Below are 22,148 nucleotides of genomic sequence, written 5' to 3' on the forward strand. Positions count from 1 at the left end.
AAATGTTTTAAAGTTAAAAGTTATCCACAGAGTGAATAACTATGTATTCACTCTGTGGATTATTTTACGCTTATTCAAACAAACTAAGCATATTATTAAAGATATCTTTATTTTCTTTTATTTTTTGTTCATTTCCAAGTACACATACATTATTTTTATTCATTACACTGGAAATAAGTTCTGCAAATCCTGCTATATCATCAGGTTTAGTACTTAGTATTTCTTCTCTTTCCTTTTGTAGGTCATCATAACTTATGTGTCTTATATAGTATTCAGCAGCACGTTCTCCCTTCATGGAAGGTGACAGTGGAAAATCCAAATCCGATATAGTACCTATTATATATTTAGTCATCTGTCTGTTGTCTGCTTTAAAATTTGCAAAGAACTTGCTTGCATTATCATATACCTCAACAGTATGCTTCAAGTTTGGATCTCTATAGGATGTAAAAAACATATTTCCGTTTCTCTGAAAAGATGCAAAACTTCCATAAGCTCCTCCTTGAACTCTTACCTGATTCCATAAATATTCATAATTAGCTATGGATCTTAATACCTGAAGACTGCCGCTGTAAGAATATCCAAGATCTATATAGTTATAGGCCTTAGCTACATATTGAACTTTAGATGAAGTCATAAGTCCTTCATTTTTAGGCTTCAAATCAAAATTATACTCTACTTTACATATCTCATTATCTTTTAATTCATGAAATAAATCCTTAGAAGCACTTTTAAAATTGCCATAATCTTTTTTATCACAGGTTATATTTACAGTAAGATTATTTTTATTAAATATATTATTTGAAACTTCCTCTAATTTTTTACTTATTTCCTCTGACTTACTATCAAAATTCTTTTCTAAATCTGATATGAATTTGTAAAATTCTAAACCACTGAGCATATCTTCATATTTGCTTATAGGCGAAAAATAAGATGAAACATGATTTGCAGCTACTACATGACCTCTTTCAAAAATGGCCATCTCTATTCTAGATTTAGTTTCTTGAATTATTTCCCTCAATCTCTTCTTTTCTTCAAATTTTGTATGATTTATTACATCATTCAATATTGAAATTAACTTTGGTAAATTATCCACAAGAACCTTTGATCTTACTACAAACTTAGGATAAAATTTGTGGCTGTTTCCATTTTCTCCAAAAGATTGAGCAGAATAACCTATTCCACCTGTATATATATTTATTTCTTTGGCCAGTTCTTCGTAATAACAATTTTTAGTACTGACCTTTCCAAGTACCGCACTTAAAAGTGATACATATGGAATAAGTTCTTCTTTTACTGTATTACTATCAAAATAAAGGTTTAAATAATAAATTCCATTAGTGAATGTTGGATAAAACAATACTTTTACTTTATCCTCTTCCTTTTCCTCAAGCTTCAATCTCTTGGCCTTTGGTTCTATATCTGATATGGACAAAAGTGGTATTTTCATCAAGTCTTCCTTGCTGTCCCCACTTTCCTGTCTCTTTTTCAATTTTAGAGTATCTTGTATTATGTTTTCTAATTCACTGTCTGAAAGTCCCTTCTTAAAATTACTTAGTTTTTCCTTTAACGCTTTTTCCTTCTTTTCCTCAAGACCCTTTTCAGGTTTAACTATTACCATAGACCTATGGTTGTTTTTTAAAATATATTTATCTATAAGTTTTTCAAAATAATTGTTGTCTAATTCAGATTTTATCTTATCCAATATTTTTTCATAATTTAGGTGAATCCATGGTTTTTCACCATACAACCAACTATCCATGGACTTCATACCATATATTAATCCCTTAGGATATCCCCTATAATCTGCTTCTCTAAGCTGAAATTCCTTTATATTCAAAGAAGCTTCTACAAGCTTTTTATCAATACCCTTATTAACCATATCCTTTAAAGTAGTTTCAACTACCTGCTTAAATTTATCTTTTTCACTTTCATTAGAATTTTTGCATACTATTCCAAGCATAGGCTGAAGCATACTTGGTTCAAATACTCCAAATACATCCTTTCCTATATTGGCATCGATTAGTGCTTTTTTTAAAGGTGAAGATGGAGTTTCTAAAAGTAAATGCTCCAGTATATCAAAGGCTAGGTACAGCTCACTGTCCACAGCTCTCCCCACTGAATAATTCATACTTAAAAATGTTTTATCTTCTTCTCTTTCATTACTTGAAATAGGATATTTAATTGTCATCTGTCTCTCACTACTAAAAGAAGTCTGATTTAATATAGTAGAATCTACATTTTTTCTAGTAAAGTTACTTAAATACTCTTCATCTAAAAATTTAAGTTTTTCCATAATGTCCATATTACCATACAAATATATATAACTATTTGATGGATGATAATACTTATTATGAAATTCTACAAACTGCTGTTGGGTCAGTTCCGGTATCACATCCGGATCTCCTCCAGATTCTACTCCATATTGAGTATCTGGATAGAGAGATTCCATCATTTTTCTAATAAGTATAGACTCTGGAGATGAAAAAGCACCTTTCATTTCATTGTATACTACACCTTTATAAGTTAAGTCTTGTTCTTTGCTGTTAAGTTCATAATGCCACCCTTCCTGCATCATGATTTCTGGATATTTGTATATATTAGGATAAAAAACTGCATCCAAATATACATCCATAAGATTTACAAAATCCTTGTCATTAACACTTGCTACAGGATACATTGTTTTATCTGAAAATGTCATCGCATTTAAAAAAGTATTGAGAGAACCTTTCACTAGTTCTACAAAAGGTTCTTTTACAGGAAACTTTCTTGAACCACACAATACAGAATGTTCAAGTATATGCGGAACGCCTCTGCTGTCATCCGGTGGCGTTCTAAAGCTTATTGAGAATACTTTGTTGTCATCTTCGTTTTTTAGGAAAAATAATTTAGCACCACTTTTTTCATGTTCAAAAAGCATTCCCTCAGAATTTATCTCATCTAATTTTTTCTTTTCTAGTAATTTAAATCCACTGTATGTTTTCCCTAAATCCATATCAATTCTTCCTTCCTATTATTTACCCCACAATCCATTGCTCTAATTTATCATAACACTGTGAGGCTTCTTTATACCCTTGATTATATAGTTCAGTGAGTTTATTTTTGTCTTTTTCTATTCTCCTAACTTTAAGCTGCTCTTTAGGCCTTATCACAAATACATTTCCTTCTTTTTCAAGCTGTTCTATATAGCTTAAAGTATTGTTGTATTTTTTATGTCTGTTTATCATTGCATTCACTAAGCCTTTATAATTATAGTATATTTTATTAGCTAAAAATTTCATTCTAAAAGGCTTTTTTACATAATCCCTATTTCTGGTTAAAATAATTACATTTTTATTATTCCCATCTTTTATAGATTTTTTTATAGGTATGGGATCTGAAATTCCTCCATCTAATAAATTTAGTCCTCTAAATTTTACTATAGAAGCCATAAAAGGTAAGCTGCTAGAAGCCCTTATCACATTAAATATTTCTTCATCTAAACATTGATTTTTATCAAAATATACAGGCTCACCTCTATCGCAGTCTGTAGTTGTTATTATAAATTTTTCACTTGCATTATTGAAAGATTTTTTATCAAATATCTCTAATTTATTTGGTATTTCATCAAATATAAAATCTATTCCAAAAAGTCCCTTTTTAAATATCAAATTTCTGCAGCTCAAATATCTGGAATCATTCACATAGTCTATGTTTATCTTTTTGTTTCTTCCCTTTTGTCTTGAAATGTAGGAACATGCATTACAAGCTCCCATCGATACTCCTATAACATAAGGGAAATACAAATTCTTCTCCATAAAAAAGTCTAATACTCCAGCAGTGTATAATCCTCTCATACCTCCGCCTTCTAAAACTAATCCTATACCTTCCATATGTTCTGCACCTTTCTTACTATAACATCAAACACGCTTTGACATTTCAATTGATTTTTCTGTACATTTTTTCACAGCTTCAATAACCGTTCCCCTAAAGTTATTTTTTTCAAGTGAATAAACTGCATCTATAGTTGTACCTGCTGGAGAACATACATTATCTTTGAGTATTCCAGGATGCTGTCCTGTCTCAAGTACCATTTTTGCTGCACCTAAAACTGACTGTGCTGCAAATTCGTAGGCCATTTTTCTTGTCATTCCACTTAAAACTGCACCATCTGCCAGTGCTTCTATAAACATATATACATAGGCACCTGAAGATCCACTTACACCTACAACTGCATCCATAAGTTTTTCATCTACTATTTCCGCTCTTCCTAAACTTTTAAAAATATCCAGCGTAAAATTTAAATCTTCTTCTTTAACTACACCATTAACACATACTGCAGTCATACTCTCCCCTACTTGAGCAGAGGTATTTGGCATAGTTCTTATTATAGATAATTTTTTTTCAAACCATCCTTCTACAGATTTAATATCTACACCTGCAGCTATAGTAACAATAACTACATCTTTTTTTATTTCATCTTTTATTTCTTTTATAACTTTCTTATATACATTTGGTTTTACACTCAAAAAAAGCAAATCTGAAAATCTAGCCACTTCATCATTGCTTTTAGCTGTCAAAATTCCGTATTTCTCTTCAGTAGATTTAAGTTTTTCATAAGATCTATTACTTACCATTATATTTTTACTGTTAATTAATCCTGACTTTACTATTCCGCCAATTATAGCTTGAGCCATGTTTCCGCATCCAATAAATCCAATATTTTTGTTCATCTTCATACCTCTTTCCTATAAATTACACCGCTAAATTGTCATTATTAATATATTCTAACATAACTGGTTAAGTTAGTGAAGTTAAGCTATAGAGTATTAAAAAACAAGGTACTATTAGAAACTCTAATAGTACCTTTAATAATATTTATCCTATTTTAATTTAATTAAAAGTTCTCCAGTTTTAACTCGCTGGCCTTCTTTTACAAATACTCCATCAATTACTCCTGCTTCAGCAGCTGAAACATTTGTTTCCATTTTCATAGCTTCTATTACAATTAAGCTCTGGCCCTCTTCTACTTTATCTCCTGGTTTTACAAGTACTTTAACAATGTTTCCAGGTATACTTGATCCTATTTCTTTTTCATCATCTTCATCTGCCATAACACATGAATTTTCTTTTATTCCTGATCCAGAGAAAGCCAAGTTATCTTTTATCCTTATGTCTCTCTTAATACCATTTACCTCAAATACTAAGAATCTGTATCCTTCATCATCAACTTTTGTAATCTCTAATAACTGTACAAATAAACTCTTTCCTTCTCCTATTTCAACTTCACAAAGTTCTCCTTCCGCAAGTCCATAGAAGAATGTTTCACTTTCCATTCTGCTAAGATCACCATATTCACTTAAGAATTTAAGATAACCTTCATATACATCAGGATACATAGCATAGCTTATAAGTTCTTTATTATTAAATTCTCTCTTATATTTTTTAGTTAAATACTCTTTTATTTTGGCAAAATCTTCTGGTGGTAAAAGTTCTCCTGGTCTTACTGTAAAAGGTTCTTCTCCCTTTAAAACTACTTTTTGAAGTTCTTCTGGAAATCCTCCCATAGGCTGACCCATCATTCCCTTAAAGTAAGAAATTGTAGAATCTGGGAAAGTTAAATTCTTACCTTTTTCATAAATATTCTTTTCATCTAAATCATTTTGTATCATGAATATAGCCAGGTCTCCTACCATTTTTGAAGAAGGAGTTACTTTAATTATGTTGCCAAGCATTTTATTAACTCTCTTATACATTTCCTTTACATCTTCAAAACGATCTCCCAACCCAAAACTTTCAACCTGAGGTTTTAAGTTTGAATATTGACCTCCTGGTATCTCATACTTGTATATTTCTGCAGTACTTGACTTAAGTCCTGACTCAAACTGACTGTATATAGGCCTTACATCTTCCCAATAGTTAGATATTTTTTGAAGATTATCTGCATCTAACTTAGTATCTCTAGGTGTATTTTTAAGTGCTGCTGCTATTGAATTCAAAGCTGGCTGGCTAGTAAGCCCAGACATACTATTGAATGCAGTATCAGCTATATCAAGTCCTGCATCGGCAGCCATGAGTACTGTTGCCACACCATTACCTGTAGTATCATGAGTATGAAGATGTATTGGAATAGATACCTCATTCTTAAGTGCTTTTACAAGTTTATAAGCAGAATATGGCTTTAATAGGGCAGACATATCCTTTATTCCAAGAATCTGTGCTCCAGTTTTCTCTATTTCTTTAGCTAAGTTTACATAGTACTGAAGTGTATATTTATCTTCCTTGTCATCTAATACATCTCCTGTATAGCACATACATGCTTCAGCTATCTTTCCTTCCTTTAATGTCTGATCTATAGAAACTTCCATTCCTTTAAGCCAGTTTAAAGCATCAAATACTCTAAATACATCAATGCCTGAAGCTGCAGATTGTTTTATAAATTCTCTAATAACATTATCAGGATAGTTCTTATATCCTACTGCATTAGCTCCTCTTATGAGCATCTGGAATAGTATATTAGGTACTTTTTCTCTAAGTTTTTCAAGTCTTTCCCAAGGAGATTCATTTAAAAATCTATAAGCTACATCAAAAGTTGCTCCGCCCCACATTTCCATGGAGAAAAGATCGTTTGTCAATACTGATTGGGCTTTTGCTATCTTAAGCAAATCTCTAGTTCTCACCCTAGTTGCCATAAGTGACTGATGGGCATCTCTCATAGTAGTATCTGTAATAAGAAGCTTATCTTGTGATTTTATCCAATCAACTAATCCATCTGCTCCTTTATTATCAAGTATTTGCTTTGTTCCACTTAGTTTAACATTTTCTTCCACTTTTGGTATAATGGGCATATTGAATTTTTTCTTTTTTCCACGAGTCTCATTTACTACTTTATTTCCTATAAATTTAAGTACACTCATCTCTTTATCTAGTTTTGGTTTTATATCAAATAAATCTGGATTATCTTCAATAAAATTAGTATCACATTCACCTTTTATAAACTTTTCATGACTTAACACTTTTATTATAAAGTCTGCATTTGTCTTTACTCCTGATATAACAGTCTCATTTATAGACCTTATTGCCTTTCTTATGGCATCTTCAAAAGTTCTTGACCAAGATACCGTTTTTACTAGCAAACTATCATAATGAGGACTTATTACTGCACCTGTAAATCCATTTCCTCCATCAAGTCTTATACCAAATCCAGAACCAGTTCTATACATATCTATTCTTCCTGTATCTGGTGCAAAATTATTTAAAGGATCTTCTGTCGTAATTCTACATTGTATTGCATATCCTTTTAACTCTATATCATCTTGAGATTTTATTCCTATTTCCTTAGAATCAAGTGAATGCCCTTCTGCAATAAGTATTTGATCTTGAACTATATCTATTCCTGTAACCATTTCAGTTACAGTATGTTCTACCTGAATTCTAGTATTCATCTCTATGAAATAGTGATTTCCGTTTTTATCAACCAAAAACTCCAAGGTACCTGCACTTGTATATCCTACAGTTCTTGCAATTTTTAAAGCATCTTCACATATTTGTTGTCTTTTCTCTTCTGAGAGAGCTAAAGATGGTGTAAATTCTATAACCTTTTGATGTCTCCTCTGTATAGAACAATCTCTTTCATATAGATGGACAATGTTGCCGTACTTATCTCCGAGTACCTGCACTTCTATATGTTTTGGACTTTCAATATATTTTTCAATATATATTTTTTCTGAACCAAAAGCTTTTCTAGATTCGTTTTTAGCACTGTTGTAGGATTCTATGAGATCTTTTTCTTCCCTTACTATTCTCATTCCTCTGCCGCCGCCACCGTCAGCTGCTTTAATCATAACAGGATATCCACAGAACTTAGCAAATTTTAGAGCTTCTTCTTCTGTCTTTATAGCCTCTTGAACTCCTGGTATTGTTGGAACCCCAGCCTTTTCTGCAACAATTTTAGATTTTATCTTATCACCGAGCATCTCCATCATATCTGATGTAGGCCCTATAAATTCAATACCTGCTTCTTTACATTTTTTTGCCAATTCAGGATTTTCTGATAGAAATCCATAACCCGGATGTATTGCATCTACATTTTTCTTCAAAGCTATATCTATTATTTCATCAATGTCTAAATATGCTTCTACAGGTCCCTTATTTTTTCCTATCATATAGGATTCATCAGCTTTAGTTCTAAAAAGAGATCTCTTATCCTCATTTGAATATATCGCTACAGTAGTTATTCCCAATTCCTTGCATGCTCTGAATATTCTTATGGCTATTTCTCCTCTATTCGCTACAAGAACCCTCTTAAACCTCTTTAACAAATACGCCATCCCCTTTTATAAAAATTATATATTTTGTATAAATATTAATATTCATTAATATTTATTAATATTTACTATTAAATATCTGAGTCACATTACTATTATATATAAGTATTAAAATTATTTCAATTGAATTTTTATTTTTTTTGCCTTGCATAATACTTTTATTTTTTAAATTTTGTTGTATAGTATGTGAATACTGTATGTATACGTTACAATGGAATTTATTATCTATAGTTTACAGTTTGATAATATATATATTAGTATGTTATTTGCAATTTTTCTTCATACAGAAAATCAATATCGATACCATTTATTATATATCGTGTAATGCATTTTGTAAATAGTATATTCTATATATTATTTATGCTACTCAATATATTGTGGTAAATTATTCAACGTAATAGAGTTTCTAATTGAAATTTCAACTTATACAAAGTAAATATGCTGCCAAAATTTAAACCACCTTTAAAAACTTTTCCACAAGTCTTAGCGAGGTATTTTAGAAAATCTTATGGACTTAGATATTGTCTGAGGTACGAGTTTATCTAAGTCCTTTAGATTTTCAAAATACCGAGCTTTAGACTTATTAAAAGTTTTTACGGTGGTGAAACTTGGCAGCATATTCTACTGTATATATCAAATTTTTATTTAGGGACTCTATAACTTCTCTATCTTTCTCCTAGTTTTAAATTTGGAATTGCATTTAAACTTAGAGGACTTCTAGTCCCTTTCATATACTCAAAATATGCAGCACTTCCTATCATAGCTCCGTTGTCCGTGCATAATATAATCTCTGGGAATAAAACCTCTATATTCTTTTCATGACCTGCATTTTTTAAAGTTTCTCTAAGACAACTATTTGCAGCTACTCCTCCTGCTACAGCTATTTTGCTTACATTTTTCAACTTGCATGCCTTCATAGCATTGTCTACTAAAAAGCTCACTACAGCTTTTTGAAACGACGCTGCTACATCAGCTCTATTTATGTTTTCATTTTTCATTTCTTTTTGATTTAAATAGTTTAACACAGCAGACTTTAACCCACTAAAGGAAAAATCAAGGGAACTTCCATCATGAAAATTTGCCCTAGGGAATTTAATTGCATCTGGATTTCCTTCTTTCGCTAACTTATCAATTTTAGGTCCTCCTGGATATCCAAGTCCAATAGCCCTTGCAACTTTATCATAGGCTTCTCCAGCTGCATCATCTCTAGTTTGACCCATAACCTCAAATTTTCCATAGTCCTTCATATACACCAAATAAGTATGCCCTCCAGATACAACCATACATACAAAAGGAGGTTTTAAATCTTTATATTGTATAAAATTAGCACTTATATGACCTTCTATGTGATTTACTCCTACTAAAGGCTTGTTAAGTGCATAAGCCAAACCCTTTGCATACTGAAGTCCTACAAGGAGTGCCCCTACAAGTCCTGGTCCATAAGTAACTCCTACAGCATCTATATCATCAAATGTAATACCAGCCTTTTCAATAGCCTGCTGTGCTACAAGACTTACAACCTCTATATGTTTCCTTGAGGCTACCTCTGGCACTACTCCTCCAAATTTCGTATGTATATCTATCTGCGAAGATATTATATTAGACAAAACATCTCTTCCATTTACCACCACAGCTGCAGAAGTTTCATCACAGCTGCTCTCTATAGCAAGTATTTTTATATCTCTTTCCATAATTTCTTACCTTCCTACATTTCATATAATAAATTCACAATTCACAGTTCACAATGCACAATTTCGGTAGACTTTTCTCCGCTGTGCTGCGAAAAATTTTAAATTTGAAGCTTATTGAAGCTTTGCTTCAATAATACTATATTTTAGATTTTCTGAAGTTTTAACGGAAGAAAATCATCCTTAATTGTAAATTGTGCATCGTGCATTGTGAATTAATTGCTTCGCAATATTTTTATATTAAGTCAATATTTTATATGTGCGAAAGTTGAGTTATTAAAATTTGTCTCTAATCCACTTGTTTAGCTACCATTGAATTATACTACTTATCCTTTTTATAGTATAGTAACATTGGGAAAAATTGCACCCCAGAGGTGCATCTTTATAAAATCTTTATAATTATAAATTACTATGTAATCAAACAGGAGGATGATTACAATGAATGATTTAATTTTAGAGACTAAAGATCTCTGTAAAAATTTCAAGGGACAAATGGCAGTGAACAATATATCACTTAAAGTCAAAAAAAATTCTATTTATGGGCTTCTTGGACCAAATGGAGCAGGAAAGTCTACAGCACTAAAAATGATCACTGGAATGCTGCATAAAAGTAGTGGAGAAATCTTTTTTGAAGGCCATAACTGGAGCAGAAATGATTTGAAAAATGTGGGAGCGCTAATTGAAAGTGCACCCCTTTATGGAAATCTTACTGCAAAGGAAAATTTAAAAGTACGTACTACAGTTTTGGGACTACCTGATAAAAGAATTGATGAAGTTCTTGAAATAGTTGATTTGAAAAATACAGGTAAAAAAAGAGCACAGCAATTTTCTATGGGAATGAAGCAGAGGCTTGGAATTGCAATTGCTCTTTTAAACAATCCAAAGCTTTTAATTCTAGACGAACCCACTAATGGATTGGATCCTTTTGGTATACAGGAACTTCGTGAATTGATTCGATCTTTTCCGAAGCAGGGGATTACAGTGATATTGTCGAGTCACATACTAAGTGAAGTTGAACAGGTAGTTCAAGAAATTGGAATTATTTCAGGTGGAATTTTAGGATATCAGGGAGATATGAAAAAGGGAGAAGATCTTGAAAAATTGTTTATAGAAGTTGCTGGAAAATATAGAAGGGACGGTGAATAGTATGGAAGCTTATTTTAAATCAGAATATTTGAAAATAAAGCATACATTTATAGGAAAGCTTATTTTTCTGGCACCAATTTTTACAATACTTTCTGCATTGGCACTAGAACTTTCATATTTTCAAATAAACATGTATAACTGGTGGTACTCAATACTGCTTCCAGGAATGGTATCTTTGTTATGTACATTAGTTGCTGTCAAAGACAACAAAATGAAAAACATGGCAGTGCTTTCACTTCCTGTAGATCTTAAAAAAGTATGGATATCCAAGATACTTGTGTGTGTGCTTATGATTGCTATTGCTTCTATAATTCATTTATTTGGAGGTGTAGTAATTGGTAATGTTCTTCCTTTTCAAAATCCAGAAGGAAGAGTTCCAATAACAAACTCAGCATTAGGGAGTTTAGTTTTAGTCATTACTTTTTTATGGCAGGTACCTCTTTGCTTGTTTCTCGGAAGTAAAGTTGGAATGTTTCCAACAATATTAATTAATATTGCTGCATATGAATTAGGGGCGGTAATATTTTCTCTAAAAAAAGTATTATGGTTAATACCATATGCAATTCCAGCTAGATTAATGTGTCCAATTGTGAAAATACTTCCAAATGGACTTCCAGCTGTTCCTGGAAGTAAAAGATTTGAACCTGAGTTATTATCACATAGTGTTATTTTACCTGGAATTATAATTACAGTAGTTTTATTTGTAATACTTACAATTTTAACTACAAAATGGTATGAAGGACAGGAGGCAAAATAAATGGGTAAACTTTTTAAACTTATAAGATCAGATTTTCAGAAAATACGTCATACTCCAATAATATGGATACACATTATAGTTCCAATATTAATTTCAATGCTATTTGTAGCATCATATTACACATCATTGCCTGCAACTATAGACACTGTTTCAGAAGTCTTATCAACGGGATTTCCGCTTATAATTGGAATTGTCTGTGCCATGGTTGTAGAACAGGAAGCTGATGCAGGAAATTTTCAGGAAATTTTGATGGCAAGGCATAAACTGCTTAAATTTTTCAGCAAATTGTGTATGCTGCTTCTTATGGGATTAGGTTCTTTAATTGTAGCTATTGGTATTTTAGGTTTGGGATTAGAATTTTTAGTTCATAAAAATGTATTTAATGCAGTCTTCTATGGGAAGATGACTTTAATTTTATTGTTTTGTGAAATCTTTTTATACTTATTGCATTTGTTGTGTAGTTTTAGATTTGGAAGTGGAGCGTCTATAGGACTTGGAATAGCAGAAAGTTTTATTACTGCCCTTATGCTTACAGGACTTGGAGATGGAATTTGGAAATGGACTCCTTGCAGCTGGGGAGGTAGAATACCTGGTTATTATATTAGTCTAAAAATTGATAATGGTAAGCATTTGTTTTTAATAAATGAATTTCATAGTGGGATATATATTTGTTTAATTGCGACTATTTTGTTATTTTTAATAAGCTTTTTATGGTATAACTATTTTGAGGGAAGAAGTGAAAATTAAAAGGACGTAATAGTATTACAAATTCATTTATAAAACTTACGCACTCCATTGTACTTCATAATTATTTCCCGGGACTTAAAATTCATGCATATGGTATAATATAGACATATTATTATTTAACTCAACTTTCACATTTTAAAAATATTGCGAAGCAAAGCTTGGCAAGTTAAGAATTAATAATGAAAAATTAATAATAAAGGATGATTTTTAGCTGTCGCAAAAAATCTTTAAATTTATATAAATCAGCAATGTTTCGTTTTAGCAAAACGAGTGATGAAAAGCTTAATCAAAGATTTTTTGTAGTGTAACGGAAAAAAATCCACATTAACTATTAATTCTTTATTCTTAACTATTAATTAAAAAAGTTGCTTCACAAGTTTTTTATATTAAGTCAAAATTTCATATGTGATAAATTGAACTATCTAAACTTTATATACTGGAGAAATAAATATGATCAAACCTTATGCAAAAATTATAGTAAAAGGTTCTCCTATATCCAAATCAAATTTTAAGCTGTTTAACGTAAATGGAAGAGCCATATTGCCCTATAATTCTGGAAAATATCACGACAGATATGCCCTCTATGAAGAAGAAATAGCTTATGAATGCAGGAGTCAAAATCCTGGACTAGTTATAGAAGAATCCCTTATAGCCCTTTTAAAAGTATACTATAAGAGTAAAAAAAGACACCCTGATACCAACAACATAACTAAAAGTATATTTGATGGTATTGAAAAAAGTGGGCTCATAATAAATGATGCCCAAATTAGAAGATTAATCATAGAAGAACATTATGATCAGGATTATCCTAGATTTGAACTGGAGTTATTTGGTGAGAGTACTTATGACATGAGCTACAATGTTTTTAAAAAAGATACCATAGATGAACCTATAAACTACTCACCTCCTCCAAATAAGAAAAGAAGCTTTAAAAACACTAAAAAAACATCAAGTTTCCATGAGGAGCATGAACATCGCGTATGTGAAATTTGCCAAAAATCAGTAAGTAGTAGTGAACTAATATCTGCAAACAAAGGTACAGTCATGATTTGCAAAGATTGTTTTAATAAACTATTTAAATAATTTTTTAAACTCTTATTGTACTTGTACATAAATTTGCAAGTCTGCAAGTTTATGTACACAATTTATTTTCCAAAGAAATTATCTATTATACTTTCCGCCATTTTCTTTTCTATATTCGCCCTTACAATCAACATAACTACAACTGTTATAAGTTTATTTTCATCCTGTTCCAGTTCTTTGCCATTACAATCAAAAGTATCATTCTCAGTAATTTTCGATTTAAAATCTTTTACAAAACTCTCAATTTCAATTTTTTCTATTTTCAAAAAATCCTGGTATATCTTATCTAAATCTTTTGTATGATCTTCTCCTTCTTTTATAGATTCAGCTAGAGAAGAAAATAAGCTCTGTATATCACCTATGGATAAAATTTGTTTTAAGTAATATGTCAATATAATAAGTATCATATGCTGCTTAGAATATTTTTTCTTTTTAGGCGGCATTAGTATACCTGCTTTAGTATAATTGTTTATCATAGTTTTAGTAATAGCCGTATCTTCCTTATTTCTCTTTAAATATCCTAACTTTTCTTCAATAAAAGTAGTTACCTGATCCATATATAAATCTATATCTGGTATGCTTTCAAGTTTTAACTGTGTAAAGTTTCCAAGCTGATTTGTCAATTCATCTAATGTAATTTTATCCATATTATACCTCCTAGCTTTATCTCCAGTAAATTCTTAATATTATTATAACATATTCTTCTAGAATAATATTTATTTACTGTTACACTACTGTTTGCTTGCTGTATCAAAAAAAGTAAAGAGATTAGATTCTCTTACTTCTTTTTACATTTTTCGTAGCTATAATATTTACTCCTAAATTTACTACATTTTCTACTATTATATCTCCTATTTTAATAGGTGCCTTAACAACTTTCCCCTTGAGCAGCTTTATACAATCAAATACCCTGTCTTTAGGGATGTCCCTTTCCGTTTTAACCGGAAGTACATCTATTTCTCCACCTTCTACATATACGGAAGAAGTAACTATTCTAGTAGGATTAGTACATTCCTTTTCTCCATACTCTTTTCCATTTTTACAATTGTTTCCAGTGACTTCTACAACTTTATCTTCGTTGAGCTTAACTAAAAGCTGACATCCCATAGGACATCCTATACAAGTTAATTCTCTTGTATTCATACTACTTCTCCCTTTCCAGCTTTATTGTTATCTCCCTACAATTCGTATATTTATTCAGCAGCTCTTTACTAATATTAACTGTTTCCATTTTTCCGGGAGTAAGTATTCTCTTTTTTATATACATTTCTCTCGCCTTATCAAAATAAACTGATATAAAACTATCTTTAAATACATCCCCTACTCTAAATCTAACATCTACTGATTTTTCTACATTTTTAGGATTTATATACTTTGGTACTGTATACCTGACACCACTAGCAGCTATAACTTCTATTTCATGTCCGCTAAATCTTTTTACACCTTTTACATATCTAGCTGCATTCTTACCTGCATTTATGCTTTCTAATGTTACATTATCAACTAAATCATGAACATGTAATACATTCCCACAGGCAAATATTCCATCTACATTAGTCTCTAAACTTTCATCAACTATAGGTCCTCCTGTTACATCAGATAACTTTATTTCAGCTTTTCTCGAAAGTTCATTTTCCGGCAAAAGTCCAACGGATAAAAGCAAAGTATCACAAGGTATATATTCTTCAGTACCCTTGACAGGCTTTCTATCTTTGCCTACTGCAGCAATAGTCACGCCTTCCACTCTTTCCTTTCCTTTTATATCTATTACAGTATAGCTTAACTTCAGTGGAATTTGAAAATCATCAAGGCACTGCACTATATTTCTCTTAAGCCCGCTAGAATAAGGTAAGAGTTCCACAACTGCCTTTACCTTTGCTCCCTCAAGTGTCATTCTTCTTGCCATTATGAGACCTATATCTCCAGAACCAAGTATTACAACTTCTTTTCCCGGCATATATCCTTCTATATTTACAAATTTTTGAGCTGCCCCCGCTGTATATATTCCAGCACATCTACTTCCCGGTATATTTATGGCTCCTCTTGGTCTTTCTCTACATCCCATAGATAAAATTATAGATTTAGCCTTTATTTCAATTATACCTTCTTCTTCATTCACAGCCGTTATGCACTTATCCTTACTTAAATCAAGCACCATAGTATTTAACTTATATTGTATCTTTAAATCTTCTACCTTATCTATAAATCTCTGAGCATATTCAGGTCCTGTCAATTCTTCCTTAAAAGTATGAAGACCAAATCCATTATGAATACATTGATTTAATATTCCTCCTAGCTCATTTTCTCTCTCTAGTATAAGTATATTATCTATACCTGCTTCTTTAACTGATATAGCAGCTGCAAGACCTGCAGGCCCGCCTCCTATTATTACTACATCATATTCTTGCATATTTTAAACCTCCAAATCATTCTAATTTATCTGATGCCAAGAACTCTGTTTATCTTTTCCTACTAATACATTTGAATGATTTCCAAACTTAGTTACTTCTTGTGGTGAGATCTTCAATTCTCTTGCCAAAATCTCAACTACTCTCGGTAAGCAAAATCCTGACTGACATCTTCCCATACCTGACCTAGTTCTCTTTTTCACAGCATCCAATGTTCTTGCACCAAGAGGCCTCCTTATGGCATCTAGTATTTCTCCTTCTGTAACAGTTTCGCATCTACATATAATTTTACCATACTTTGGGTTACTGGCAATCATACGTTTTCTCTCTTCATTTGTCATTTCTCTAAATTTAGGTATTCCTTTTCTTATAGGATTAAACTTATCGTTCTTTTCCGGTTTTAACCTACTAACTACAATATCTCTAACCATTTCTGCTATAGCCGGGGAACTAGTTAAACCCGGTGATTCAATACCTGCAGCATTTATAAAATTCTCGGCATCCTCTGCTTCTCCAATTATAAAATCTCCTTCTACACTATGTGCTCTAAGGCCAGAAAAGGAAGTTATGATCTGTTTCATTGGCAACTTATTTACACTTAAAGCTGCCTTGGAAAGCACAAAATCTACCCCTCTACTTGTAGTAGTTAAATCTGTTTTATCTTCTATATCCTCTGCATCAGGCCCTATAAGCAAATTTCCATCTACTGTAGGAGTAACTAAAACTCCTTTTCCCTTCTCAGTAGGCACTTGAAATATAGTCATTGAAACTGTATGTTCTGATGTCTTATCAAATAAACAATATTCCCCTTTTCTTGGAATTATTTTAATCTTTCTATCACTTATCATATTATTAATCTCATCTGAAAACAATCCTGCTGCATTTATTATAAGTTTCGTTTTTATATTTCCTCTATTTGTTTCTATTACATAGAATGCCTTACCCTTCTTTAAAGATATTACTCTTGTATTTAGTTTAAATTTCACTCCATTTACAGCTGCATTTTCAGCCAGTGCTATGGTCATTTCATAAGGACAAACTATTCCTCCCGTTGGAGCATATAGTGCAGCAACTGCTTTCTTTGATATATTGGGTTCTAGTTCTCTTACTTTATTCCCTCCTATTATTTCTAGATCAGGAACTCCATTTACAATCCCCTGTTGCTTTAATTTCTCCAGATCTTTTACTTCAGCTTTATTAAAACAAAGTACTAATGAACCAACTTTTTTAAAAGTAAAGTCCAATTCATTGGAAAGATTATCAAATATGCTATTTCCAATTAGATTTAGTTTACTTTTTAACGTATTTGGTTCTGCATCAAACCCTGCATGAACTATACCACTATTTGCTTTGCTAGTACCATTTCCCACATCAGAATCTTTTTCTATCACACATATATTAAGTTTATATCTACACAATTCTCTTGCTATAGCATTTCCAACAACTCCAGCTCCTATGATAGTAACATCAAACACTGAATATTCCTCCTTATATAGTAGTAAAAAATAAAAAGAGCCAACCTAAGGCACCAATTAAATGTCTTAAAATTTTGGCTCTCTTTTTACTCTGTTATAACCATATTTCTTAATATTAAATTAAGTTTAACATATGCAATCACACTATTCAAGAATAAAGAATGATAATTAAATAACAATCAAGGGTATAAAAATACCTTATCTATATACGCTCTCCTTTGGTTTAGAAGATTTATATTTATAAACAACAAAATATGCTAACCCAACAAATATTGATCCTCCGACTATATTACCTAAAGTTACAGGTATTAAATTATGAACTATTCCAGCTGCAGATACTATTTTATCTTGTGAAATTCCTGATGCTGCTACAAATGAAGCATTGGATTTTGCAAAAAGTCCAGCTGTTAAAAAGTACATATTGGCAACACTATGCTCAAATCCACAAGTTACAAAAGTCATTATAGGAAACCATATTATTACAATCTTACTTATTATATCTTTAGCTGCAAAAGCACCCCACACTGCAAGACATACTAAAAAATTACACATTATTCCACTGCAGAAAGCACTACCAAAAGAAAGTGATGTTTTAGTTGAAGCTACTTTTATAACCGTTCCACCAAGCTTTCCACTACTCATTCCAAAAGTCCCTGATTCAAATACTAAAAAAGCTACAAGAACCGATCCTATAAAGTTAAATATGTAAACTACTATCCAGTTTTTAATCATAGGCTTAAAGGTTATCTCTTTGCCAACTAGTGGTACAACCATAAGACAATTTCCTGTAAAAAGTTCTGCTCCACATATAACTACTAATATAAGTCCTACCGGGAAAACAGCTCCTCCTACAAACTTTGCAACTCCAACATTCGCTATGCCATGAGACGCAACTGCAGAAACAACACCACCACATGCAATAAACGCCCCCGCGAGTATTCCAAGTACTGCTTGTTGATAAGTATTTAGTGCTGCTTTAGAACACCCCGCTCCTACAGCAGCATTACATATTTCATTTGGCTTTAACATATTATTTTCCATTTCGAGACCCCCATCTCTTATTTTTTATATGCTAAATTTGTTATAATTCCTATAGATGTGTCTCCTACCACAGCTAAGTCTTCAGCCGTAAAATAAAATGGCACATTACTATTGAATAATATCTGGGACGAAGGTGCAAATTCTTCATCACCTTCCCATAATGCAAAAATAACATATATGTTGTTTAAAAATCTAAATTTATAAGCAGCATCCCCCATGCTTACTTCTTGAGCTCCTAGACTTTCAAACACTTCTTTAAATTTGTTTATATTGTTTCCAAAAGTTTTAGATAATCTTAATAGACATCTCCCATAAAAATTACTATAATATACATTTCCCCCATCTACTTCTCTATAAGTTATATATTTATCAGAAGGTGCTAATCCTTTGCCCTGCATCAGATATCTCAAAATTAAAGTCTTAGGAGGATATTTTTCTATTTCAGAACCATCCTCATTAAGAACCTCACCGGAAGGATATTTTACTATTACATTTTTCCCCATCAACTTTACTTCTATCGCTCCTCTGGATTCATTGTATACGCACCCTGTATTTTTTGCCATTTCTTCAGGTTTAAAATTTTTAAATACACTTTTATAGTGATCATAGGGTATTTGATCCTTTGGTTTTTTGTCTATACCATTCTCGTACATCTATTACATCCCTCCAAAACAAATAGCATTATTATTTTTTTAATTTTCTAATAATTATATAATCTCCTCATAGATGGTATATAGTACTAAACAACTTCAATCCCATATCTTTTCATAAAATTGAAGTTGTTTAACAAACTTTAATCTAAGCTATTCCATATGCTTTTCTGCTTCTTCCAACATATTGTCAGCCTGTTTCATAAATCCGATTGCCTTTTCAATAAATTGTGAAGTTTCTACTTTTCCCATATTTTTCGATTTCTCTACCCATTCTGCAAATCCTTCTTCATGGGATTTATTATGCTCCACCCAATGACCCAAAAGTATCTTTAATGTCTTTTCTTCCTTACTTTCATCTCCATCTAACATTTCATGTGTATGATGGTGATCATCATCGTGAACATGTGTATGAGTATGAGCTACACCATCATGATAATGTTCATGAGTATGAGGTGTATCGTCATGATGGTGGTAGCATTCATGTTCGTTGTTCATTCTAGTACCTCCTTATACAATAGCTACATTGCCTTTTCTATTACAATCTTATGCTCCAAAAGTCTTACTTCTTTTAACATTCCTTCTATTATCTCTTCTTCTCCTAAAATGTCTGTCAATGACAACTTACCATTTTCTTTTGGAATTATATCCACTACATAATCCATAATTTTACGTTCACCTTCAGGTGTTACCAAATAAGCTGTTGATTCACACATTTTTATTACCTCCTCTTAAATTTTACATATAAACAGGGTGTTAATTCTGATATCAAAATAAATGTTTACCCTAAGTTAAAAATCAACTTCAATTTAAGTATACTCCTTTTACTATGTTATTAAAATAACATAACGATAAAATGTCAGAATATTAATTTCAATATGATTAAAGAGACTTATCTAAAAGTTTCTTAACAGTAGGAAATTTTTCTATATCCGTATGTGGTAAAAAGCAAGCTGATACAAACTGATCCATATATAATGGATCTACGCTAAGTTCCACATAGGTCATATGATTTGCTATTTCCTCCAATTTGTGTCTTGCATCCTCACTCATCAGTGTCAAATAACATCCCATAAGAGAACTATTACCTATATAATTTATTTTATCCTGATCTATATCAGGCAGCATTCCTATCTTTACAGCATTACCTATATTTAAACTATTTCCTATGCCTCCTGCTATATAGATTTTATCAATCATAGTAAAATCCATTCCCAGGTTATTTAAAAGTGTAGTAATTCCTGAATAAATTGCTGCTTTTGCCCTGATAAAATTGTCTATATCCACATCTGTTATACTTACATCTCTATCCAAATCATATTGTTCTTTAAAAACTAAAATATATTCCCCAATTCCGTTTTCATCAAATCTAACTCTATTAGTTTTTAAATTTTTTACTATTTTACCCTTCCTATCGATAATTCCTGCAAACATCATTGAACATATTAAATCTATAATACCTGAGCCACATATTCCAAGAGGCTTTTCATTGCCAATAACGCTAATTATAGGTTCATAGTCGCTGCCTATTTTAACCTTTTCTATAGCACCTCCTGATGCCCTCATTCCACAACTTATTTCTCCACCTTCAAAGGCAGGCCCTGCAGAACAAGCACAGGTCATCAGATATTCTTTATTTCCAAATACAATCTCACCATTTGTTCCTAAATCTATAAATAGTATATTATCTTCAGTATTCCACATTCCCGAAGACAATACACCTGCAGTTATATCTCCCCCTACATAGCTTGCTACACAAGGGATCAAATATATAAATGTTTCAGGGTTAACTTCTATATTTAGTTCGGAAGCTTTTATAAAAGGAGTCTTAACAAAAGCAGGTATATATGGCTCCATTCTTAAAAAATTTGAATACAACCCCAAAAAAAGATGAGACATAGTTGTATTACCAGCCGTAACAAAGGATACCACTTGTTCCTTTCTTATTCCTGAATCCATATACATCTTATTTAAGAGGGGATTTATCGTTTCCTGTATCACTGCGTAATTCAATTTCTGTAGTCCGTTACCTTTAGTAGAATACATTATTCTGTTTATAACATCTGCTCCATACTTTATTTGAGCATTTCCAGATGAAGCTTTTGCAATTAATTCGCCATTGTATAAATCCACCAAGCACGCTGCCACAGATGTAGTACCAATATCCACTGCCACTCCATAAATCTTATCTGTCGTATCCCCTTTTTCTATATCAATGATTGTGGTTTTACCTACTCCTCTAGGTATATGAGTTATGGTTACTTTAAAATCTGACTCTCTCAAAAGCTGAGGTATCTTCCTCAATATGGGTAATCTACAAAATACATTATTACAATTTAAATGATTTTTAATATGCCTTTTTAATCTTTCAAAATCAGATATATTATCATTTAAATTAGGAGGATCTAACTCTAAATAATCCTTCCTTACATAAGTTCTAAATTCCATACCACATTTTAATATTTGATTTTTAGCTCTTTCAAATATTTCATATTCTCTCTTGCTTGAGAAATCTTCTATTTTCATTCCATGCATTGAAGAGGATGCAGTTCCTGGTATTTCTACTGATATATCTTCTTTAACCTTACACTGACAGGCAAGCACATATCCTTCCTTCTTTTCTTTTTCCGTAATATGCCTGCTATCTTCTGATATAACATTTCCAGTTGTTATTTTAACTTTACATTTTCCACAGGACCCACTTCCATTACATGGAGTGTCTATAAATACACCTGCTTTTCTTATAGCCTCCAGCAGATTTTCTCCTTCTAAAACATCTATTTCTTTGTTGTATGGAGTAAATTTAACTTTTACCATATTTTGTGAATACCTCCTTGTGAAAAGTAACCT

At 31.7% G+C, this 22,148-nt stretch carries 18 protein-coding genes; 4 read left to right on the top strand and 14 right to left on the bottom strand.

The window, feature by feature from the left end:
- Nucleotides 1-70 precede the first annotated feature (70 nt).
- From DMR38_RS18600 to tsaD, 5 genes are all read right to left on the bottom strand, one after another.
- The gene (locus DMR38_RS18600; RefSeq protein WP_127722841.1) at nt 71-2,992 is read right to left on the bottom strand and encodes an insulinase family protein; all 2,922 of its coding nucleotides are present in this window, start codon (nt 2,990-2,992) and stop codon (nt 71-73) included.
- Nucleotides 2,993-3,014: 22 nt separating this feature from the next.
- Nucleotides 3,015-3,869 (bottom strand): patatin family protein, encoded by an 855-nt coding sequence (locus tag DMR38_RS18605; RefSeq protein ID WP_127722843.1) that lies wholly within the window; start codon nt 3,867-3,869, stop codon nt 3,015-3,017.
- Between the two features lie 27 nt (nt 3,870-3,896).
- Nucleotides 3,897-4,709, bottom strand: a complete 813-nt coding sequence (gene proC, locus DMR38_RS18610) for a pyrroline-5-carboxylate reductase (protein WP_127722845.1) — start codon at nt 4,707-4,709, stop codon at nt 3,897-3,899.
- Nucleotides 4,710-4,859: 150 nt separating this feature from the next.
- Nucleotides 4,860-8,306 (bottom strand): pyruvate carboxylase, encoded by a 3,447-nt coding sequence (locus DMR38_RS18615; protein WP_175413067.1) that lies wholly within the window; start codon nt 8,304-8,306, stop codon nt 4,860-4,862.
- A 662-nt stretch (nt 8,307-8,968) separates the two neighbouring features.
- Nucleotides 8,969-9,994 carry a tRNA (adenosine(37)-N6)-threonylcarbamoyltransferase complex transferase subunit TsaD gene (gene tsaD / locus DMR38_RS18620; protein ID WP_127722849.1) on the bottom strand — a complete coding sequence of 342 codons (1,026 nt, stop codon included), beginning with the start codon at nt 9,992-9,994 and terminating at the stop codon, nt 8,969-8,971.
- A gap of 435 nt (nt 9,995-10,429) precedes the next feature.
- On the opposite strand from tsaD, the gene DMR38_RS18625 reads away from it, so the two are divergent.
- The 4 genes from DMR38_RS18625 to DMR38_RS18640 all read left to right on the top strand — a co-directional run bounded on the left by DMR38_RS18625 (nt 10,430) and on the right by DMR38_RS18640 (nt 13,724).
- The gene (locus DMR38_RS18625) at nt 10,430-11,137 is read left to right on the top strand and encodes a lantibiotic protection ABC transporter ATP-binding protein (protein ID WP_127722851.1); all 708 of its coding nucleotides are present in this window, start codon (nt 10,430-10,432) and stop codon (nt 11,135-11,137) included.
- 1 nt (nt 11,138) lies between these two features.
- A complete protein-coding gene (locus DMR38_RS18630; RefSeq protein WP_127724163.1) occupies nt 11,139-11,894 on the top strand; it encodes a lantibiotic immunity ABC transporter MutE/EpiE family permease subunit in 756 nt (251 codons plus the stop codon).
- The gene (locus DMR38_RS18635) at nt 11,895-12,641 is read left to right on the top strand and encodes a lantibiotic immunity ABC transporter MutG family permease subunit (protein WP_127722853.1); all 747 of its coding nucleotides are present in this window, start codon (nt 11,895-11,897) and stop codon (nt 12,639-12,641) included.
- Nucleotides 12,642-13,091: 450 nt separating this feature from the next.
- A complete protein-coding gene (locus tag DMR38_RS18640) occupies nt 13,092-13,724 on the top strand; it encodes a RusA family crossover junction endodeoxyribonuclease (protein WP_127722855.1) in 633 nt (210 codons plus the stop codon).
- Between the two features lie 62 nt (nt 13,725-13,786).
- On the opposite strand, the gene DMR38_RS18645 is transcribed toward DMR38_RS18640, so the two are convergent.
- From DMR38_RS18645 to acsV, 9 genes are all read right to left on the bottom strand, one after another.
- Nucleotides 13,787-14,371 carry a DUF1836 domain-containing protein gene (locus DMR38_RS18645; protein ID WP_127722857.1) on the bottom strand — a complete coding sequence of 195 codons (585 nt, stop codon included), beginning with the start codon at nt 14,369-14,371 and terminating at the stop codon, nt 13,787-13,789.
- A 121-nt stretch (nt 14,372-14,492) separates the two neighbouring features.
- Nucleotides 14,493-14,867: a DUF1667 domain-containing protein gene (locus DMR38_RS18650; protein ID WP_127722859.1), complete on the bottom strand. Its 375-nt coding sequence runs from the start codon at nt 14,865-14,867 to the stop codon at nt 14,493-14,495.
- Between the two features lies 1 nt (nt 14,868).
- Nucleotides 14,869-16,134: an FAD-dependent oxidoreductase gene (locus tag DMR38_RS18655; RefSeq protein ID WP_127722861.1), complete on the bottom strand. Its 1,266-nt coding sequence runs from the start codon at nt 16,132-16,134 to the stop codon at nt 14,869-14,871.
- A gap of 21 nt (nt 16,135-16,155) precedes the next feature.
- Nucleotides 16,156-17,607 carry an NAD(P)/FAD-dependent oxidoreductase gene (locus DMR38_RS18660; protein ID WP_127722863.1) on the bottom strand — a complete coding sequence of 484 codons (1,452 nt, stop codon included), beginning with the start codon at nt 17,605-17,607 and terminating at the stop codon, nt 16,156-16,158.
- Between the two features lie 198 nt (nt 17,608-17,805).
- The gene (locus DMR38_RS18665; protein WP_127722865.1) at nt 17,806-18,648 is read right to left on the bottom strand and encodes a formate/nitrite transporter family protein; all 843 of its coding nucleotides are present in this window, start codon (nt 18,646-18,648) and stop codon (nt 17,806-17,808) included.
- Between the two features lie 17 nt (nt 18,649-18,665).
- Nucleotides 18,666-19,301, bottom strand: a complete 636-nt coding sequence (locus DMR38_RS18670) for a DUF3786 domain-containing protein (RefSeq protein WP_127722867.1) — start codon at nt 19,299-19,301, stop codon at nt 18,666-18,668.
- 150 nt (nt 19,302-19,451) lie between these two features.
- Entirely contained in the window at nt 19,452-19,796 is a 345-nt protein-coding gene (locus tag DMR38_RS18675) for a zinc transporter (RefSeq protein ID WP_127722869.1), read from the bottom strand.
- Nucleotides 19,797-19,819: 23 nt separating this feature from the next.
- On the bottom strand, nt 19,820-20,014 hold the full coding sequence (locus DMR38_RS18680) for a CooT family nickel-binding protein (RefSeq protein ID WP_065079728.1): 195 nt from the start codon (nt 20,012-20,014) through the stop codon (nt 19,820-19,822).
- A gap of 166 nt (nt 20,015-20,180) precedes the next feature.
- Nucleotides 20,181-22,115 (bottom strand): corrinoid activation/regeneration protein AcsV, encoded by a 1,935-nt coding sequence (gene acsV, locus DMR38_RS18685; RefSeq protein WP_127722871.1) that lies wholly within the window; start codon nt 22,113-22,115, stop codon nt 20,181-20,183.
- Between the last annotated feature and the right edge of the window lie 33 nt (nt 22,116-22,148).

The organism is Clostridium sp. AWRP, from assembly GCF_004006395.2.
In the GTDB taxonomy this organism is placed as follows: Bacteria; Bacillota; Clostridia; order Clostridiales; family Clostridiaceae; genus Clostridium_B.

Bases quoted from the DNA above. Each gene is read 5' to 3' on its own strand.
- DMR38_RS18650 (WP_127722859.1), bottom strand. From the start codon at position 14,867: ATGAATACAAGAGAATTAACTTGTATAGGATGTCCTATGGGATGTCAG.
- DMR38_RS18670 (WP_127722867.1), bottom strand. From the start codon at position 19,301: ATGTACGAGAATGGTATAGACAAAAAACCAAAGGATCAAATACCCTAT.
- DMR38_RS18640 (WP_127722855.1), top strand. From the start codon at position 13,092: ATGATCAAACCTTATGCAAAAATTATAGTAAAAGGTTCTCCTATATCC.
- acsV (WP_127722871.1), bottom strand. From the start codon at position 22,115: ATGGTAAAAGTTAAATTTACTCCATACAACAAAGAAATAGATGTTTTA.
- DMR38_RS18665 (WP_127722865.1), bottom strand. From the start codon at position 18,648: ATGGAAAATAATATGTTAAAGCCAAATGAAATATGTAATGCTGCTGTA.
- tsaD (WP_127722849.1), bottom strand. From the start codon at position 9,994: ATGGAAAGAGATATAAAAATACTTGCTATAGAGAGCAGCTGTGATGAA.
- DMR38_RS18655 (WP_127722861.1), bottom strand. From the start codon at position 16,134: ATGCAAGAATATGATGTAGTAATAATAGGAGGCGGGCCTGCAGGTCTT.
- DMR38_RS18630 (WP_127724163.1), top strand. From the start codon at position 11,139: ATGGAAGCTTATTTTAAATCAGAATATTTGAAAATAAAGCATACATTT.
- DMR38_RS18615 (WP_175413067.1), bottom strand. From the start codon at position 8,306: ATGGCGTATTTGTTAAAGAGGTTTAAGAGGGTTCTTGTAGCGAATAGA.
- DMR38_RS18675 (WP_127722869.1), bottom strand. From the start codon at position 19,796: ATGAACAACGAACATGAATGCTACCACCATCATGACGATACACCTCAT.
- DMR38_RS18645 (WP_127722857.1), bottom strand. From the start codon at position 14,371: ATGGATAAAATTACATTAGATGAATTGACAAATCAGCTTGGAAACTTT.
- DMR38_RS18635 (WP_127722853.1), top strand. From the start codon at position 11,895: ATGGGTAAACTTTTTAAACTTATAAGATCAGATTTTCAGAAAATACGT.
- DMR38_RS18605 (WP_127722843.1), bottom strand. From the start codon at position 3,869: ATGGAAGGTATAGGATTAGTTTTAGAAGGCGGAGGTATGAGAGGATTA.
- proC (WP_127722845.1), bottom strand. From the start codon at position 4,709: ATGAACAAAAATATTGGATTTATTGGATGCGGAAACATGGCTCAAGCT.
- DMR38_RS18680 (WP_065079728.1), bottom strand. From the start codon at position 20,014: ATGTGTGAATCAACAGCTTATTTGGTAACACCTGAAGGTGAACGTAAA.
- DMR38_RS18600 (WP_127722841.1), bottom strand. From the start codon at position 2,992: ATGGATTTAGGGAAAACATACAGTGGATTTAAATTACTAGAAAAGAAA.
- DMR38_RS18625 (WP_127722851.1), top strand. From the start codon at position 10,430: ATGAATGATTTAATTTTAGAGACTAAAGATCTCTGTAAAAATTTCAAG.